Raw genomic sequence first — 17761 nt, 5'->3', positions numbered from 1 at the left:
TTTTTTTAGTTATTAAGATATATCTATAAATACCTTACTGGTCCCAATAAGGCTTATCACCAAAGCGTTCAACCAAAAAGTCGATTAATAAACGGGTACGACGAGAAAGGGTTCGAGATTGTGGGTAGACCGCATAGGCATTCATCTTTGGTAATGAATAGTCTTGTAAAATGGGCACTAAATCACCAACAGCTAATGACTCCCATGAAATAAAGGTCGGGGTAAAAAGAATCCCGTGGCCAGCGGCTGCCATAAAGGAGAGAAAATCCCCATTATTCGCAATTATATTTCCCTTGGTGGCGACATGATGCTTCTGCTGATCTTTATCAACCAGTGTCAACGTGGTGTTGCTCGCCAATGAATACCTGAGCACTTGATGATTTTTTAAATCTTCGTGGTCTTTGGGTGTGCCATGTTCTTCCAGGTACTTTGGGCTTGCACACAATGCAAAGCTAACAGGAAACAAACGTCGCGCTTTTAAACTCGAATCATTTAGATCACCGATACGAAATGCCAGGTCATAGCCTCCACCAATCAGATCAATATGATTATCTGTAAAGTCTATATCCAGCGTTAGTTGAGGGTGTTCTTTGAAAAAGCTGTCAAGTGCGGGGGATAAGTGGGTTAAGCCAAATGACAATGGCGCTGAGATCCGTATCGTACCTTTTAAATCACATTCCGGGTTTGACGTTATATTATTGAGCTCGCTCATTTCATTGAGAATTTGCAATGCACGTGAGTAATAGTGTTCTCCGGTATCACTCAGTTTTTGAGTGCGCGTTGTGCGATTAATCAGCGTGACACCCAAACGCGCTTCTAGTTCTGACAATCTTCGGCTAACGGCTGACTTTGCAATGCCCATTTGTTCTGCGGCTGCACCTATTCCACCCGCCTCGACAACTCGCACAAAAGCTTCCATATCTTCTAATTGACCCATGCATTACCTATTGTTCTAAATACGAGAATAATTATTTGCAATTATCGGCATTTATCCTTTTTTATTCAATAGTTGATTTCTATATTAGTGAGGGAATTTCGAGAACGCTCGCTCGCCCCCCCCCCCCCGAAAAACTTAAAATAAGTTCGCTTTTTGTTCGCTTTTTGATTATTTTCTGCTAAGCTTATTTTTACTATGACAAACGAAATAATAGAAATAAAGCGATTAAGCCCATCTGCCAAACCTGTAATGATTCCACTCTATGGCAATAAAGTACGCGCAGGTTTTGCCTCGCCTGCAGATGATTTTATCGAGGAATACCTGGACCTCAACAAGTTGCTCATTAAACATCAGGAGGCGACCTTTTTTGTGCGTGTTGTTGGGCGTTCGATGGTTAACGTCGGTATTTACCCAAATGATATTTTGATCGTTGATCGCTCTCTTGAAGCATCCAATAGGGATATTATCATCGCGGTGATTGATGGCGAAACCACGGTGAAACGCCTCATTACCAACCACCCCAATGGCATTTTATTAAAAGCGGAAAGCAAGCATCATAAAGACATTCCCGTGCATGGAGAGTTGCATGTGTGGGGCGTGGTCACCGCGACCATTCATCAATATTAGTTCGGTATAAATCATGTTTGCTATTGTCGACTGCAATAACTTTTATGCCTCCTGCGAGCGATTGTTCAGGCCAGAGTTAGAAGACCAACCGATTGTGGTGTTATCGAATAATGATGGCTGTGTGATTGCCCGAAGTAACGAGGCAAAGGCGCTGGGTATCCCCATGGGTGCGCCAGAATTTAAATTTCGACAAGAAATGAAGCAGAAAGGTATTCATGTATTTTCTTCTAACTACCCACTCTACGGTGATTTATCTGCACGCGTTATGAGCGTATTGGAATACCTGTCACCCAATATCGAAATCTACTCAATCGATGAAGCCTTTGCCGATATGCGTGGTTTTAATCATTTCGATTTAAACACCCACGGTTTGGAGGTTAGAGAGAAAATACTCAAATGGATCGGAATGCCAGTATCGATTGGTTTTGGTAGCACCAAAACGCTGTCGAAGATTGCCAATCGCGTGGCAAAAAAAACGCCTAAAAGTGGGGGGGTGTTTGTTTTTGATAACCAGCAACAAATAGACAATGTACTTAAAAAAATAGCGATTGGTGATGTCTGGGGCATAGGACGAAAATGGTCGATGAGCCTCCAGCATTGTGGTATTCATTCTGCCTACGATTTGGCACAAGCAGATAGCACCTGGATCCGACGAAAATACAGCGTGGTTATGCAACGCACGCAACGTGAACTAAACGGTGAAAATTGCATTTCTATCGAGGAACTACCGGAAAAGAAACAACTACTCGTTTCTCGTAGCTTTAAAAACAAAATCACCAACTATCAACTGTTACGCTCGCTAATCTCCGGCTATGTCGCCAGAGCGTGTGAAAAGCTTAGAAAACAACACAGCGTCGCCAGCAGCATTCAGGTATTCATTCGCACCAGCCCGTTCAATGCTAGCCCGAAATACAGCAATGCAGGAACAGTAAGCCTAAACCAATATTCTGCAGACACTGCCACGTTTATCAAGATGGCAACCTATATTCTGGAGAACATTTACAAAGACGGCTACGAATATCAAAAAGGGGGCATCATGATTCTAGACATTATCCCCGACAGCAAACAGCAACTGTGTTTATTCCAACCCGAAAAATACGACAGCAACGCGCGCCAGCGCATGAAACTCATGGATCATGTGAATAGTAAATATGGCAGACAAACCTTAAGGCTAGGCTCTGAAAGCAAGAAGCGCTGGTATATGAATCAGAATCTATTATCCCCTAAATACACAACGTGCTGGGATGAGTTGCTGAGAGTTGAATGACTTATAGATCTAGCATGGAAAAGCATCGTTAAACAAATTAAGCATATTCAACTATAGTTAGTGTAAATAAGATTTAGGACAAAACTACATAACGACATGGAATACATATACGTATTAGCCGCATTTATCTTTGTAACGGTAATAGCCTTTATATTAAAAGCGAAACGTGAAAAAGACTTAAAGGATAAAGAACGAAAATAACGGTACTTTGTACTGCGCCCTGAGAGTAAAAAACTCAGTCATAAAAACAAATTTACTATCACCCCCCTACTTATAGCCAGTTTTTTACAAGACCAACCAACTGAGATAAGAAAATAGACCTGTACCACCATTCAAGATTAGTACTACATTAGTCACATACTTTAACAATTAATTATCAAAAGGAAAAAGAAATGTCAGAAAACGTAGAAGTAAGAGAAGGTTACTATGAAAAATTGGGAAATATACATTGCGGTGTTATCAAAGGTTTTAAAATAACTTGCGGCCCTGAACAATTGGCAGTTCTTGATGATGGTAATGAACACACATTTGAAATGACTGGAATTACTGCAAAAAGAAATGAGAATGAAGTTATTTTTAGTAAATGATTCTATTCGAATTCTGAGAAAGTAAGGATCACCCCCCTACTTATAGGCACTTTTTTAGAGCGCTTTGGAAATACTCCAACTGTAAGCTATAGATTTGGGCGGGATTGTTAAGAATCGCTTAGGGCGATTCTTAATCCTTCGTTCCTCAGGACCGTCGTCGTTCCTCTGACATCTAACATTGCTTGAGCGCAATGTTTTATCGGGTACGTCCATGTACCCGACCCTTCGGGCTCGCTTTCGCTCGTTCTAAAATATTCCTAATATTTTAGCCAAACCGATCAGGGTTCTCATACCTACTCTCGCAAACAGAATAAAAAAAGCCCGCTAGCGCGAAAACGCTAGCGGGCTTTTTGTAATATGGCGGAGAGGCAGGGATTCGAACCCTGGGACGGTTTAACCCGTCGCCGGTTTTCAAAACCGGTACTTTCGGCCACTCAGTCACCTCTCCATTGTTGTATTCTTTGAAGTTTTTAGTCGATAAACTTCAAAGAGCGCGTAGGATAATAAAAACTGCTCCATGATGCTAGTAAAATATTCTACTTTTTAACAATCAATTGGCTTGAATTTACGATTTCTGAAACTATAGTTAAATTGTAGGGAATATTTTATTCACAAACTACACACGAGAACTTCAAAAATAACGAAAGACCTATCAAGAGGATAATAAAGAATGATCGATATTCAATCTCAAAATTTTTCAGTAACAGAAGCAATGAGAACTCATACAGAAGAGAAACTTGAGCCAATGATTCATAACTATGGCGATAGAATTATCAATGTTCATGTTCATTTGTCTGACGAGAATGGTCCAAAAGGCGGAGAAGCACAACATTGCCTGATTCATGTAGAGTTACAGAAAATGCCGACGGTTGTTGTCGAGGATAGTGAAGAGAATTTATATGCGGCGATTGATAATTGCTGTCATCGTGCAGAACGCGCGGTAAGAAAAGCGATGGAGAAAAGACAGACTCTTTCGCGTAAACCTGCTGAAATCTAATAATACTTAGAAAAAAGTAGAAATTTTATTAGAGAATTTAAATTTAAAAAATGCTACCCAAAATAAAACAATTTTTTGAAAGTCATTTCATTGCAGAATCAAGCTCGTCAGAGCTTGATTCTGAGCATCGCTTACAATTAGCGTTGGCTTCGCTGATGATAGAAGTCGCTGAAGCGGATTATGAAAATGCACCTGAAGAGAGAGTAATGCTACTCAAATTGGTGGAAGAGTCATTTGATCTTGATCAGAAAGAAGCAAAAGAACTGATTGATTTAGCTAAACAAGAACATGCAGAATCCACCGATAACTTTCAGTTTACTAGCTTGATTAATCAACATTACTCGGCAACGCAGCGGATCGAATTAATTGAAAAGCTTTGGCGAGTGGCCTTTGCAGATAATGTGTTAGATAAACACGAAGACCATGTGATTCGTCGAATTGCTGATTTGATTCATGTTTCTCACAGCGACTTTATCGCATCAAAATTACGTATTCAAAAAGAGTCTAGTCTTTCCTAATAAACACTTATGCAGAATCTAATCCACTTGATAGAGCAATATTGAAAATTTTAAACAATAAACCTAAAGCCATTAATTAATTTTATTTTTATCTGCTTTATTTGATTACTTTTTATACTTTTCTTCGTTGCAACCTAACTAAACAGCCAACCATATCAATATAATTTATCTAATAACCTTCGAAAAAATGAGCTCAGTATAGAAATTCTCTGTAGTTATGATATTCTGTTCATGTAGTTTTTAAGGGTAAGTATTTAATATTTGTCCTGAAGCAGTTGAGCGGCTTCTTCTCTAAATAGTGATGTAACCGTTTTTTTGTCGATATTATCGACTTTATTTCTGCTAAAAATCTGCGTTATTTTTTATATTTTAGAGGTTCTTAGGAATGGCTACAGGTACAGTTAAGTGGTTCAACAGTAGTAAAGGTTTTGGTTTTATCGCTCCAGATGACGGAAGTGATGATGTTTTTGTTCACTACAACTCTATCCAAATGGATGGTTACAAGTCTTTAGAAGAAGGACAAAAAGTGAATTTTGAAACAGAAGATGGCGCCAAAGGCCCTGCCGCTGTTAATGTAACTGCTGCTTAGAGGCATTACAGCATTCATACAAAAAAGCCTCGCAATGCGAGGCTTTTTTGTAATTTTGGCGTTAATACTAAATTAGAATTAACAGCTCCAAGAAGACCATAGGAGTTACTTACTCTCCCAGGTATCTCTTAATCCAATTGTTTTATTGAAGATTAATTTTTCATTTTCTTCATGAGCATCAATTACCGAATCTGAATCCAGGAAGAAATACCCTTCTCTTTCGAACTGGTAAGGCACATCTGCCTTCGGATTCATCAAACTTATTTCACCCTTACAGCCCGTAAGTACTTCCAGACTACTCGGATTGAGTGCTTCCATAAAGTCTTTACCACCAGCATCTGGCGCGATGTCATTAAACAATCGATCGTATATACGCACTTCGCAATCTACATTCTGTAATGCAGACACCCAGTGAATAACTCCTTTTGGCTTAATACCATCTTCAGGATTCTTACCCAGCGTGTCTTCAATAATTCTAGCCTTAACTTCAATGATTTCGCCATTACCATCTTTAATCGCTTCATCGGCTTCTATGACGTATGCATTACGTAAACGCACGCGCTTGCCAATCACTAGACGTTTATATTTCTTATTTCCTTCTTCCTGGAAATCCGCCTTGTCGATGAAAATTTCACGATCGAAAATCAACGTACGTGTTCCCATCTCTTCATTTTGCGGATGTAGAGGCGCAGTAAGGTATTCCGTCATATCTTCTGGAACATTCCATAGCGTCACTTTTAATGGATTCATCACACACATGGCACGCGGTGCCACGTTATTTAAATCTTCGCGTACTGAGAACTCTAGCTGACTCACATCAACCACACCATCGACTTTAGTCACCCCCGTACTTTCAACGAAGTCTCGTATAGATTTGGCGGTGAAGCCGCGACGACGCATGCCAGAGATCGTTGGCATTCTAGGATCGTCCCAACCTTTTACAATATTCTCATCAACCAACTGCTTTAATTTACGCTTACTGGTTACCGAGTAATTCACATTTAAACGAGAAAACTCATATTGATGAGGCTCAGACGGAACCGGCAAATTCTCAATAAACCATTCGTATAAAGGACGATGCTCAACAAACTCCAAGGTACATACAGAGTGTGTCACGCCTTCGATTGCATCACCCTGCCCATGCGCGTAATCATAGGATGGATAAATGTGCCACTTGTCGCCCGTTTGGTGATGTTCCATATTCTTAATGCGATAAATAACAGGGTCACGCATTTGCATATTCGGATGAGCCATATCGATCTTAACTCGCAAAGAACGCTTTCCATCTTCAAATTCGCCATCGCGCATACGCATTAACAAATCGAGGTTTTCTTCAACACTGCGATCTCGATAAGGGCTGTCTTTTCCAGCTTCTTTTAAGTTACCACGGTATTCGCGCATCTCTTCCTGATTAAGATCGCAGACATACGCTTTTCCCTCTTTGATTAAGGTAACCGCCCAGTCATAAAGCTGATCAAAATAGTCAGAAGTGAAATGCACATCACCATTCCATTTGTATCCCAACCACTCGACATCTTGCTTGATCGAATCAACGTATTCGATTTCTTCTTTTTCAGGGTTGGTATCGTCAAAACGCAGATTACATTGGCCGTTGTATTTTTCAGCAAGACCAAAATTCAAAACAATCGACTTCGCATGACCTATATGTAAATAACCGTTAGGCTCAGGTGGAAAGCGTGTTTGAACACTTGAAACTTTTCCAGAAGCGAGATCTTCTTCAATAATTTTTTCGATGAAATTTAGTGGTTTTTCGTTTTCATTCATTGCTAAAAGTGCCTTATTTATTTAACGCTTATTTAATAAGAATTAGATCGTTAGGACAAGTAGTTGTCCAGATGATTTATGTTTAATTTAGTCACCCCCCTACTTTAAGGGCTTTTTTATATCGCTATACTGCTTTCTTTTGATTCGAAAGCTCAGCACGACCTTGCTCTACTAACTTGGATTCTAATTGCTCCAGGCGCTTTAAAATCGCCCGGGTATCCTCATGGATATGCTTAATGTCAGAAACATCACCCTCGTCATTTTCTAAATTATAGGCATCGTGCTCTGCCTGCATGCGCTCGATGACGATACCAATCATCATGTTTAAAAACACGAAGGCATTAAGGAAAATGAATGACAGGTAAAACATCCATGAAAGCGGATAGACTTCCATCGTTTCATACATGACATCCGTCCAGTCTTCAAAGGTAACGACACGGAATAAAGTCAGCATGGAAACCGCTATATCACCCCACAGCACTTTATTGATATCTTCAAACAAGAAGCTACCGACTGCCGCGTATATGTAAAACATGATGAACATTAATAGCAATACGTAGCCCATCGGCGGCAATGCTTTGAGTAACGCAGAGATTAATATACGCAATTCCGGGATAATCGAAATGAGTCGCAACACGCGGAAGATTCTTACCAGACGTGCTAATAGCACCATTTCTGAATCTTCTATAGGGATTAAACTTATGCCGACAATCAGCGTATCAAAAACATTCCAGCCTTTCTTAAAGAAAGCCAGCGAATGACCTTCGGCGATAAAACGAACCACAATCTCAAACAAAAACAACAGGGTAATTGCCGTATCCAGATAACCGAGCAAGGTTATATATTGAGGATCAATGTCATACGTTTTCGCCCCAATCATCAATGCCGAAACAACAATGACAGCAATGATAAAGAACTGAAATATTCTATTGTTGTTGAATTCGTTAATTATCTGAACGATTGTTTTGGCTTTCATTTCCTGACTCAAAATTTATAGTAGTTTAGCGCGAAATTTTTATTTCGCGATTTTTCAAAGGTTATACGATTAAAAAACAACAAGGAAAGTTCCCATCAAGGAACAGCTTTACATTTATTTACAACTGAAAAGAATCCAGTTGAACTAGTGTTAAAACCTTACTATCACAACTCAAAGAACGAGGTTTTTATTCATAACGAATAAAAACCTCGTATAAGTAGGGGGGTGATGTTTTAAATAGTTGTTGTGGCTTATCTTAAAAACATTCAAACAAACAGTGTACCAAACGAGTTCTTAAGCCTTAAGCTCGGTCAAACCACCCATATACGGGAGTAGCGCTTCAGGTACTTTGATACTACCGTCCGCTTGCTGATAATTTTCAACAATCGCCACTAAGGTTCTACCCACCGCAAGACCAGAACCGTTTAATGTATGCAGCAACTCTGTCTTATTAGTTTCAGGATTACGAAAACGCGCTTGCATTCTACGCGCCTGAAAATCTTTCATGTTCGAACAAGAAGATATCTCACGGAAGGTTTCCTGAGCCGGCACCCATACTTCAATATCATAGGTTTTATTCGATGAGAAACCGGTATCACCCGCACACAATACTATGGTGCGATATGGAAGTTCTAATTTCTCTAGAATAATCTCAGCATGTCTAGTGAGTCTTTCTAGAGCATCGTCCGAATCTTCAGGTTTTACAAAGTGTAATAATTCTACTTTCTCGAACTGATGCTGGCGAATCAAGCCACGTGTATCACGACCATAAGAACCCGCTTCTGAACGGAAACAAGGAGTATGCGCCGTGTATTGCATCGGCAATTTATCAGCATCGACAATTTCATCTCTAACCAGGTTGGTCACTGGCACTTCTGCTGTTGGAATAAGGTAAAAATCCTTATCACCAAATTCACCTTCTAACTTGAATAAATCTTCAGCAAATTTAGGTAATTGCCCAGTACCGTAAAGACTGTCTGAATTTACAATATACGGCACATAGACTTCTTCATAGCCGTGCTCGGTAGTGTGAGTGTCCAACATAAACTGAATCAGTGCACGATGCATACGCGCCATCGCAGAACGCATCACAACGAAACGTGAACCCGTTAGCTTGGTTGCAGATTCAAAATCCATCCAGCCGTTTGTCGCCCCAAGATCAACATGATCTTTAACCTCAAAATCAAATGAAGCAGGTTCGCCCCAGCGTCTGATTTCTACGTTATCTTCTTCGCTTTTACCGTCAGGCACTGATTCGTTAAGAATATTAGGAATGCCACTTACAATCTCATCGATTCGAGCCTGTAAATCAGAGAGTTGTTGCTCTCCAGCTTTCAGCTTTTCACCCAAGTCAGCAACCTCATCGAGCAATGGTTGAATATCTTCACCACTCGCTTTGGCTTTACCTATCATCTTGGAGCTAGTATTGCGTTCGTTTTGTAATTCCTGCGTGGTCATTTGTAATGTTTTACGCTGATCTTCCAGAGACTGGAATGCCGCTACATCTAATTCAAAACCACGACGTGACAACTGTTTTGCAACTGCATCGATATCACTTCTTAATAATTTTATATCTAACATCTAATTTTCCCAAAAGACTCAACGAGTCATTTAACTGATTGTTTTTCCGATTATAAATCCTAGCCATACCGCTAGTACACTTAACATCACACTGATAAACATATTCAACAAAGCCCGCGCATGCAGCCCTTCCTCGAATAAATTCATGGTTTCCATAGAGAATGTCGAGAATGTGGTAAAAGCACCAAGAAACCCAACAAAAATAGCCAACCGCAACAATGGATCCAGCTCCATTCTTTCAACCAGAACAATCGCCAAAAAACCCATTAAAAAAGAGCCTATTACATTGACCGAAAGCGTTCCATAAGGAAAGTTTCCGCCGAGCTTTTCAGTCACTACTGACGACAGAACGTAACGTGCCAAAGCACCTATTGAACCACCAGCCATAACTGCTAATGCTTGCGAACCAGAAAGAGTGAATGAAAGCGACAAATATATCTCCAAAGACCTAGCATAAGAACTGGGCAATAGTGTATATGAAAGGTTAGAATGGGGGAATGTCTCTAGATACAAATACACGTAATAATTTGCTTTTTCAGATCGGTGAAATTCTCCCAGAAGAATATTTGCTCACCAGCGAAGAAGATATCAAACCCTATGAATGCGATGGCTTATCAGCTTATCAAAAGCTCCCTGTCGCAGTTGTCTTGCCAGAAACGATTGAGCAAGTTCAACGTATTGCCAAGATATGCTCACAACTCAAAGTACCAATTGTTGCCCGCGGTGCTGGCACTGGCTTATCAGGTGGTGCATTACCACACGAAGGCGGAATTATTCTGGGGCTATCCCGCTTTAATAAAATCGAACAGATTGATACTGACAATCTAACTGCAACCGTTCAACCCGGCGTTAGAAACCTAGCCATTACCGAAGCAGCAAGACCCTTCGGCTTATATTATGCACCAGATCCTTCCTCTCAAATTGCCTGTTCTATTGGCGGCAATGTGGCAGAAAACGCAGGTGGTGTGCATTGCTTAAAATATGGACTGACCATTCATAATGTTCAGCAAGTAACCATCGTGACCATCGATGGCGAATTGGTTACTCTAGGCTCCCAGACGTTAGACACACCTGGCTATGATCTTTTAGCTTTGATTACTGGCTCTGAAGGCATGCTCGGCATTATCGTTGAGATTGTGGTTAAACTATTACCTAAACCTCATGCCGTTAAAGTCCTAATGGCGTCATTCAAAAAGGTTGAAGATGCAGGCAATGCCGTTGCCAACATTATCGCCGAGGGTGTCATTCCCGCTGGTTTAGAAATGATGGACAAACCTGCCATTCATGCGGCAGAAGCCTTCGCCAAAGCAAATTACCCTCTGGATGCAGAAGCTATTTTACTGTGTGAATTAGATGGAAGCGAACAGCAACTGGCAGAGCAAATCGAAACCGTTTCAGAAACACTGCGCAACGCAAATGCTGACGATATCGTAATTGCTGACTCCGCAGATGAGCAAGCACGACTATGGGCAGGAAGGAAATCTGCATTTCCCGCTGTTGGAAGAATTTCACCCGATTACTATTGCATGGATGGCACCATTCCCCGAAAGCAGATCGCCTATGTACTCAAAAGAATTAGCGAATTATCTGAAGAATGTGGTTTACGTGTAGCCAATGTTTTCCATGCAGGAGACGGCAATCTTCACCCACTAATTTTGTACGATGCAAACAAAGAAGGCGAGCTTGAGAAAACTGAAAAATTCGGCGCCGATATCTTGACGCTTTGCGTAGAAGTGGGCGGTACTATTACCGGCGAGCACGGTGTGGGCCATGAAAAAATTGACCAGATGTGCGTACAGTTTTCACCCCAGGAACTCACCCAGTTTTTTGCCGTAAAGAACGCTTTTGATCCGGATGCATTGCTCAACCCGGGAAAAGCAGTACCCACATTACACCGCTGCGCTGAATTAGGTGGAATGCATGTGCATAACGGCCAATTGCCACATCCTGAAATTCCTCGTTTTTAGCGTTTTAAACACATAAAAACGAGTAATTATTTTAAAATGACACCCCCCTACTTTTAGCCACTTTTTTAGTAACGCAAACAACTACGAAAAGGCTTTGGGTAATTTATCCTTTGTGACACACATGACAATACAAGATAACGATATTAGTTCTGACCTACAACAACGCGTACTAGAGTCGATAGCAAGCAAACAACCACTCTATATTCACGGCGGAAATAGCAAGGCGTTCTACGGCAATACGGTTGATGCTAAGCCATTGGATGTTAGCCAGCATACGGGCATTATCAGCTATGAACCAACAGAACTCTGTGTAACATTGAGGGCAGGTACTTTATTATCTGATTTAGAAACATTACTCAATAACACCAATCAAATTCTACCTTTTGAGCCACCTCAGTACACAACAGAAACAACCATTGGTGGCGCTATTGCTGCTGGAATTTCCGGCCCAAGACGCGCCTATACCGGATCGGTTAGGGACGCCATTCTCGGTGTAAAGATCATAAATGGTAACGGCGAAATTGTTAGCTTTGGCGGACAAGTGATGAAAAATGTGGCGGGTTATGACTTGTCTCGCATGATGGTTCGCTCACAAGGAACACTGGGTGTAATCCTTGAAGTTTCATTAAGACTATTACCTAAACCCCAAAAAGAAATCACGCTGACCTTCGAATCTGACCAAACATCAGCACTGCAGTTTTTTCGAGAATCCAGATTGCAACAATTACCCATTACTGCAAGCGCCTGGTTTAATGATCAAGTCTATTTACGATTATCAGAAAGTGAAACGGTACTTGAGCATTCCAAAAAGAAATTGGGCTTTGATTTATTGGGCGATTACGATGATTTCTGGACGGATATTCGTGACCATCAACATCATTTTTTCGGACGTACTGACAAGCCGCTATGGCGCTTATCCTTACCGCCAGCGACAAAACAAATCTCTAGTGTCGATGACAACCAACTCATTGAATGGGGCGGTGCTCAGCGGTGGATTAATAGTAATGCTCCTGCCAATATCATTCAGAATATTGCGACCTCAAACAATGGTTATGCGTATATGTTTAAAGGGGATTTACCTGAAACACCTTGTTTCCCCGTGTTAGATAAACCGCTCATGCTATTACACAAACAACTCAAACGTAATATGGATCCAAACGGTATTTTTAGTCCTGGACGAATCTACTCTGGTTTATAACACCTAGGGCTTAACACTATGAAAACTGATATCACACCTTCTTTATTAAATACTGTAAAAGGCAAGCAGGCAGACGACATTCTCAGAACCTGTGTCCATTGCGGCTTTTGTAATGCAACCTGCCCTACCTATCAGTTATTAGGCGATGAGAATGATGGTCCACGTGGTCGCATTTATCTCATTAAGCAGCTTCTGGAAGGCAAAGATGTTACCGAATCAACACAGCTCCACCTAGACCGCTGTTTGACCTGTCGTAGCTGTGAGACCACCTGCCCCTCAGGCGTGAAGTATTCTCAACTACTCGATATAGGTCGTAGCTTAATTGAAGAAAAAGTACCAAGAAGCTTCAAAGAGAGAATCACTCGCAAACTCATTCTGAATATACTTCCTTATGAGAAACGCTTTACCCCTTTATTGAAAGCCGGTCAGTTTTTCAAGCCATTTACACCTAAAGTATTGCGCAAAAAAATCCCAAGAAAGACCACAAAAGGATTACTTCCTGGCAATTCTCATAGCCGTAAAATGCTAATTCTTGATGGCTGTGTGCAACCCGCACTATCACCAGATATAAATACAGCTACCGCACGCGTTTTGGATAAGCTCGGAATATCTCTACTCACAATAAAAAAAGCAGGCTGCTGTGGAGCGGTTAGCCAGCATCTAGGGGAAGAAGAAAAAGCATTGGTGTTTATGAAAAATAATATTGATGCCTGGTGGCCCGAAATTGAAAGCGGCGCCGAAGCTATTGTCATGACAGCAAGTGGCTGTGGTGTAATGGTAAAAGAATACGCACACCACTTACAACACGATTCAGAATATGCCAGTAAAGCTCAGCGTATTTCAGAGCTTTGCAAAGATATCTCCGAGATTGTATTTAATGAAGATTACAAGCAATTAAACGCACCAGAGAAAACCAAAATTAGCTGGCACCCTCCATGCACTTTACAGCATGGACAAAAAATCACAGGAGTGGTGGAAAAAATTCTAGGTGATTGTGGATATGATTTACTACCTGTTGAAAATTCGCATTTGTGCTGCGGATCAGCTGGTACTTATTCTATTTTACAGCCCGTAATCTCAACTAAACTTCAGCAAAACAAAATAGAAAGCTTACAGAAACACTCACCAGAGATGATCGTCACAGGAAATATTGGCTGCCAGACTCACTTACAAGAAGCCAGCAATGTTCCCGTGATTCATTGGATTCATCTATTAGATAACTAAATAAGTTTTAACGTAGATATGTCTTAGAAATAATTAAGACAGAGCACAAAGAACACTCTTTTAGCTAAAGAGCGTTCTAATAGTAAATTAAAGGCTATTTAATATTTTCTGCGCACGCTTTCTTTGGTCAGAACTACCTTCATTAATAAGCTTATTAAGAATAGTGGTTGCTGAATCAATATCTCCTGCATCGATGTAAGCTACAGCCATATCAATTTTTACCGTATCTTTAGATGGCTTTTCTTCAACAGCTTGCGCACTAAGAAAATCTTTATCTTCCTCGTAAGCCTTTTCAATCTCTGACTGTATGTTTACTTCATCAGCAATTAATTTACTCTTATTATTTTTTCTCCAAAGAAGCCAGCCAAAAAGGAATATTAGCAATCCTATTATTGGTAAATAGAACTTCTCCAGCATTACCATAATAGACTTAATACCAGTCTCTTCTGAGCTTACCTCACTCTCAGTAAAACCTGATGGCTCTGTTGATTCTTCCATCTGGTCAACAACATCTGAAATTTGTATTTTTTCAGCATTAATACTCTGAAAAACATCTATCTTTTCTTTCGCTTGTTCACTTAATTTTTTTTTAGATTCTTCTATTTCTTCTTGAGATACTGCTCCGCTTTCAGGTTCACCCGCACCATTTTTATTTAAGGTATTTTGCAATGCCTCTTCAACCTTACGCAACTGAGCGTCACTCTCATTTTTTTCAGCGATAAGCTTGTCTAAGCGCATGCGTAAATCGTTACTTTCTTTCTCTAATTGACCAATTTTTACTGTCTGTATTTCTTGTTTATTTTCTAACACATTTGCTTTCTGGCTTTTGCTCACTACATAACCGTTTGCAATCGGCGAACCAAAATCTCCCGTTTCACCGTTTCTAAAATAACGCGCATGTTTCGCCAGCAATTCTTTTGCCTCTTCATCAGATAGTGTTTCTAAATTTGATTCATCCGGCAATATAAGCTGCTTACCCCGGAGTAAGAAATTAATATTCCCCCCTCGAAAGGCTCTCTGATTCTTAGCCAACACACCTACTAATAATTGAGATCTTGTTAAATCACTCTGCGAATAAAATCTCTCAACAATTCTATTCAAATTATCAGTTGATCTGACCTTGTAGCGAGTTTCTGCAAACGAAATCGACGTTATTGCCAGAGATAATATTGAGCAGATTGCCAGCCAAATTATTTTATTTTTATAAATCATTTTAGTTTTATTTTTTACTTTCGAGGAATGTATTGTACTTAGTTATTTTACTTTCTTAAATGCTAATAATTAGCCAATAAAGATATACGTAAATAAATCTATTATTTTAATAAATATCGAAATTATTTCAGGCATAAAAAAGGACGCCTATAGGCGCCCTTCTTATTATGCATTTGCTATGAGACTAGATTAGAACTCTAGACGCATACCAACACCGTATGAAAGCACATCATCAGTCGCATCATTTCCATCGTCAGCATTTTGCACTGCTGCAAACCAACGGTAGTTCTTGCTTAGTTTGTGCTCATATTCAGCAGAAATAATTAATGGCTCATCATCTGCATCAGTAGTATGAAGACTTACATTAACAGCTTTACCACCACCAAGACCAAATCCTGCAAGAGTCATGATAGACAACTCATCATCTACGCCAGATGTATCAGAAGAGCTGTTAATTAAAGATAGACCTAAATTAGCCATACCGAACTTAGCTCCAGCATGTAAACCAATCTGTGACCCTACATCTGTTACATCGCGGTAAGCAAGACCAAGATTTACAGGACCTGCTTTGAAGCCAGCACCGACTTGAACTTCATCAACTGCATCGTTACCAGCATCATTTTCATCCATTACTAACTGAACATGCATGCCAGTAGTACCGAATTTATTCTTGTAGTTTACTGTATCAGCACGACGGTAAGTAGAGCTATATGTACTAGCACCTGATGTACCACCAAGAAGCTGGAATGGGTCAATTGGGCTCATTACATAGCTGTACATTGGAGACCAACGTGCACCGATAGAAACTTCACCGAAACCACCTTTAAGACCAACATAAGCTAGACGATTAGTTTGCTCGCCGTTTGAAAGAGCACCTTCATCAAGGTTTACACCGAACTCGTATTTACCAAATGCAGTCAAACCATCAGAGATTTCCTGGTCTACTTTGATACCGAAACGTGAAGAACGGTTTTCTAAAGCACAATCAGTATCAGAACCATTGTCAGTACATACAACACCAGCACGCATACGGCCGTATAATGTAGTGTCAGCTATAGTAGTAGCTGTTGTAGCAGCAACAATCGCACCAGCAATTGCTGTTTTAATCATAATATTCTTTTTCATCGAATTAACCCCGAAATTAATAAAAACCCGCAAAAGTCCACTAAGACCTTCGCTAGGACATGGTTACTTTAGCCTAATTTAGAATTTTTGCAACAAATTTGTTTAAAAAAAACAACAGTTACGAAAAAGTGTATCAATTTTACAACAAATAATTTTCTACACAGATAATCGTCTAACTATCAATAAGGCTGATTTACAGCTTATAATAATGCCGCAACTCACTCAACCGATTACAAAAAAGAGTTTTAAAGGATTCAAAGATAATGACACAAGATACTAATAAAATCACATGGATAGCCAGCTTCCCAAGAAGTGGCAATACCTGGGTGAGAGCATTGATAACAGCCTATTCGAACAATGGCGAAGTACAAATAAACAACATTATGCAGACTGGCGATAAAAACCCAGAATACTATGACGACATTATCAAGAAACCTATTACAGAATGGTCAACATCCGACCAGGCTTTAATTAAGCCCGCAGCAATGATGAGAATGCTGGAAGATGCTGGTGGTAACTTAATGCTTAAAACGCATGATTGTAATATTGATCTGTCGGGTGTTGCACAAATCCCACATGACATTACCAGAGCTGCTATTTACATAGTCAGAGACCCTAGAGATGTGGCGCTATCATTTAAAAACCACTACAACACAGCGACCAATGAAATAGCTGTTGATAAACTACTTGATAGCAAGTTTGTAACCCGCTTCCCTAATAAAGGACTTTTCGTTCCACAACTTTCCTGGAATATTCATGTCGCTTCCTGGATGCGCAATCTACCCTATCCTGTTTATGCACTTCGTTATGAAGATCTGCTTTCTAATCCCTTTGAGGTTTTGAGTGAAATAATAAAATTCCTGAATATGGATTACGATGAAGAGCTTGTGCGTAAGAGCATCGATGCCTGCACCTTCGACAAAATGAAGCAGCAAGAAGAAAAAACTGGCTTTAGAGAAACAGTCGGGCAAGAGTTCTTCCATAAAGGCCAGGCGCAACGCTGGAAAACAGAATTAGAACCTGAGCTTCAAAATCGTATTGTCAAAGCTTGTGAAAAAGAAATGAAAATGACAGGTTATTTATAATCCAAAGTGCAAAAACTCATCTTATATAAGGCTTTTATAAAAAAGGCCTCGCAAAGCATAAATTCCAATATCGTTTTAATAAAACA

Annotated in this window: 17 protein-coding genes and 1 tRNA gene; 10 read left to right on the top strand and 8 right to left on the bottom strand. The window is 40.1% G+C overall.

What is annotated here, in order from left to right:
* Nucleotides 1-34: 34 nt before the first annotated feature.
* Nucleotides 35-937 carry a LysR family transcriptional regulator gene (locus tag Q1A31_RS17290; protein WP_299879688.1) on the bottom strand — a complete coding sequence of 301 codons (903 nt, stop codon included), beginning with the start codon at nucleotides 935-937 and terminating at the stop codon, nucleotides 35-37.
* 195 nt (nucleotides 938-1132) lie between these two features.
* Here Q1A31_RS17290 and Q1A31_RS17285 point away from each other — a divergent pair, with 195 nt between their 5' ends.
* The 3 genes from Q1A31_RS17285 (at nucleotide 1133) to Q1A31_RS17275 (ending at nucleotide 3418) form a co-directional block, all read left to right on the top strand.
* The gene (locus Q1A31_RS17285; RefSeq protein WP_299879685.1) at nucleotides 1133-1564 is read left to right on the top strand and encodes a LexA family transcriptional regulator; all 432 of its coding nucleotides are present in this window, start codon (nucleotides 1133-1135) and stop codon (nucleotides 1562-1564) included.
* A 13-nt stretch (nucleotides 1565-1577) separates the two neighbouring features.
* Nucleotides 1578-2831: a Y-family DNA polymerase gene (locus Q1A31_RS17280; RefSeq protein ID WP_299879682.1), complete on the top strand. Its 1254-nt coding sequence runs from the start codon at nucleotides 1578-1580 to the stop codon at nucleotides 2829-2831.
* 392 nt (nucleotides 2832-3223) lie between these two features.
* Nucleotides 3224-3418, top strand: coding sequence for a hypothetical protein (locus tag Q1A31_RS17275; protein WP_299879679.1), 195 nt, complete (start codon nucleotides 3224-3226; stop codon nucleotides 3416-3418).
* A 358-nt stretch (nucleotides 3419-3776) separates the two neighbouring features.
* Here the strand turns inward: Q1A31_RS17275 and Q1A31_RS17270 are convergent.
* Nucleotides 3777-3866: transfer RNA gene (locus Q1A31_RS17270), tRNA-Ser, on the bottom strand.
* A 222-nt stretch (nucleotides 3867-4088) separates the two neighbouring features.
* Here Q1A31_RS17270 and raiA point away from each other — a divergent pair.
* The 3 genes from raiA (at nucleotide 4089) to Q1A31_RS17255 (ending at nucleotide 5522) form a co-directional block, all read left to right on the top strand.
* A complete protein-coding gene (gene raiA, locus Q1A31_RS17265) occupies nucleotides 4089-4415 on the top strand; it encodes a ribosome-associated translation inhibitor RaiA (RefSeq protein WP_299879676.1) in 327 nt (108 codons plus the stop codon).
* A 50-nt stretch (nucleotides 4416-4465) separates the two neighbouring features.
* Nucleotides 4466-4933 carry a TerB family tellurite resistance protein gene (locus Q1A31_RS17260; RefSeq protein ID WP_299879673.1) on the top strand — a complete coding sequence of 156 codons (468 nt, stop codon included), beginning with the start codon at nucleotides 4466-4468 and terminating at the stop codon, nucleotides 4931-4933.
* 385 nt (nucleotides 4934-5318) lie between these two features.
* Nucleotides 5319-5522 carry a cold-shock protein gene (locus Q1A31_RS17255; protein WP_131907012.1) on the top strand — a complete coding sequence of 68 codons (204 nt, stop codon included), beginning with the start codon at nucleotides 5319-5321 and terminating at the stop codon, nucleotides 5520-5522.
* A 105-nt stretch (nucleotides 5523-5627) separates the two neighbouring features.
* Here Q1A31_RS17255 and Q1A31_RS17250 read toward each other — a convergent pair whose 3' ends face one another.
* From Q1A31_RS17250 to crcB, 4 genes are all read right to left on the bottom strand, one after another.
* Nucleotides 5628-7307 (bottom strand): glutamine--tRNA ligase/YqeY domain fusion protein, encoded by a 1680-nt coding sequence (locus Q1A31_RS17250; protein WP_299879666.1) that lies wholly within the window; start codon nucleotides 7305-7307, stop codon nucleotides 5628-5630.
* 124 nt (nucleotides 7308-7431) lie between these two features.
* A complete protein-coding gene (locus tag Q1A31_RS17245) occupies nucleotides 7432-8283 on the bottom strand; it encodes an ion transporter (RefSeq protein ID WP_299879663.1) in 852 nt (283 codons plus the stop codon).
* Nucleotides 8284-8577: 294 nt separating this feature from the next.
* The gene (serS, locus tag Q1A31_RS17240) at nucleotides 8578-9864 is read right to left on the bottom strand and encodes a serine--tRNA ligase (RefSeq protein ID WP_299879660.1); all 1287 of its coding nucleotides are present in this window, start codon (nucleotides 9862-9864) and stop codon (nucleotides 8578-8580) included.
* A gap of 30 nt (nucleotides 9865-9894) precedes the next feature.
* Nucleotides 9895-10296, bottom strand: coding sequence for a fluoride efflux transporter CrcB (crcB, locus tag Q1A31_RS17235; RefSeq protein WP_299879658.1), 402 nt, complete (start codon nucleotides 10294-10296; stop codon nucleotides 9895-9897).
* A gap of 65 nt (nucleotides 10297-10361) precedes the next feature.
* Between crcB and Q1A31_RS17230 the strand changes: the two genes are divergently transcribed.
* The 3 genes from Q1A31_RS17230 to glcF all read left to right on the top strand — a co-directional run bounded on the left by Q1A31_RS17230 (nucleotide 10362) and on the right by glcF (nucleotide 14253).
* Nucleotides 10362-11831 (top strand): FAD-linked oxidase C-terminal domain-containing protein, encoded by a 1470-nt coding sequence (locus Q1A31_RS17230; protein WP_299879656.1) that lies wholly within the window; start codon nucleotides 10362-10364, stop codon nucleotides 11829-11831.
* A gap of 121 nt (nucleotides 11832-11952) precedes the next feature.
* Nucleotides 11953-13029, top strand: a complete 1077-nt coding sequence (gene glcE / locus Q1A31_RS17225; protein ID WP_299879654.1) for a glycolate oxidase subunit GlcE — start codon at nucleotides 11953-11955, stop codon at nucleotides 13027-13029.
* Between the two features lie 18 nt (nucleotides 13030-13047).
* Entirely contained in the window at nucleotides 13048-14253 is a 1206-nt protein-coding gene (glcF, locus tag Q1A31_RS17220) for a glycolate oxidase subunit GlcF (protein WP_299879652.1), read from the top strand.
* Nucleotides 14254-14340: 87 nt separating this feature from the next.
* Here the strand turns inward: glcF and Q1A31_RS17215 are convergent, their stop codons facing one another.
* Together Q1A31_RS17215 and Q1A31_RS17210 are read right to left on the bottom strand one after the other, a co-directional pair.
* Entirely contained in the window at nucleotides 14341-15465 is a 1125-nt protein-coding gene (locus Q1A31_RS17215) for a FimV/HubP family polar landmark protein (protein ID WP_299879650.1), read from the bottom strand.
* A gap of 189 nt (nucleotides 15466-15654) precedes the next feature.
* On the bottom strand, nucleotides 15655-16590 hold the full coding sequence (locus Q1A31_RS17210) for a porin (RefSeq protein ID WP_299879648.1): 936 nt from the start codon (nucleotides 16588-16590) through the stop codon (nucleotides 15655-15657).
* Nucleotides 16591-16853: 263 nt separating this feature from the next.
* On the opposite strand from Q1A31_RS17210, the gene Q1A31_RS17205 reads away from it, so the two are divergent.
* A complete protein-coding gene (locus Q1A31_RS17205; protein WP_299879646.1) occupies nucleotides 16854-17675 on the top strand; it encodes a sulfotransferase domain-containing protein in 822 nt (273 codons plus the stop codon).
* Nucleotides 17676-17761: the final 86 nt, after the last annotated feature.

It is taken from the genome of uncultured Cocleimonas sp., from assembly GCF_947495625.1.
Taxonomy (GTDB): Bacteria; Pseudomonadota; Gammaproteobacteria; order Thiotrichales; family Thiotrichaceae; genus Cocleimonas.
This window is presented reverse-complemented; position numbering and strand designations above follow the sequence as displayed.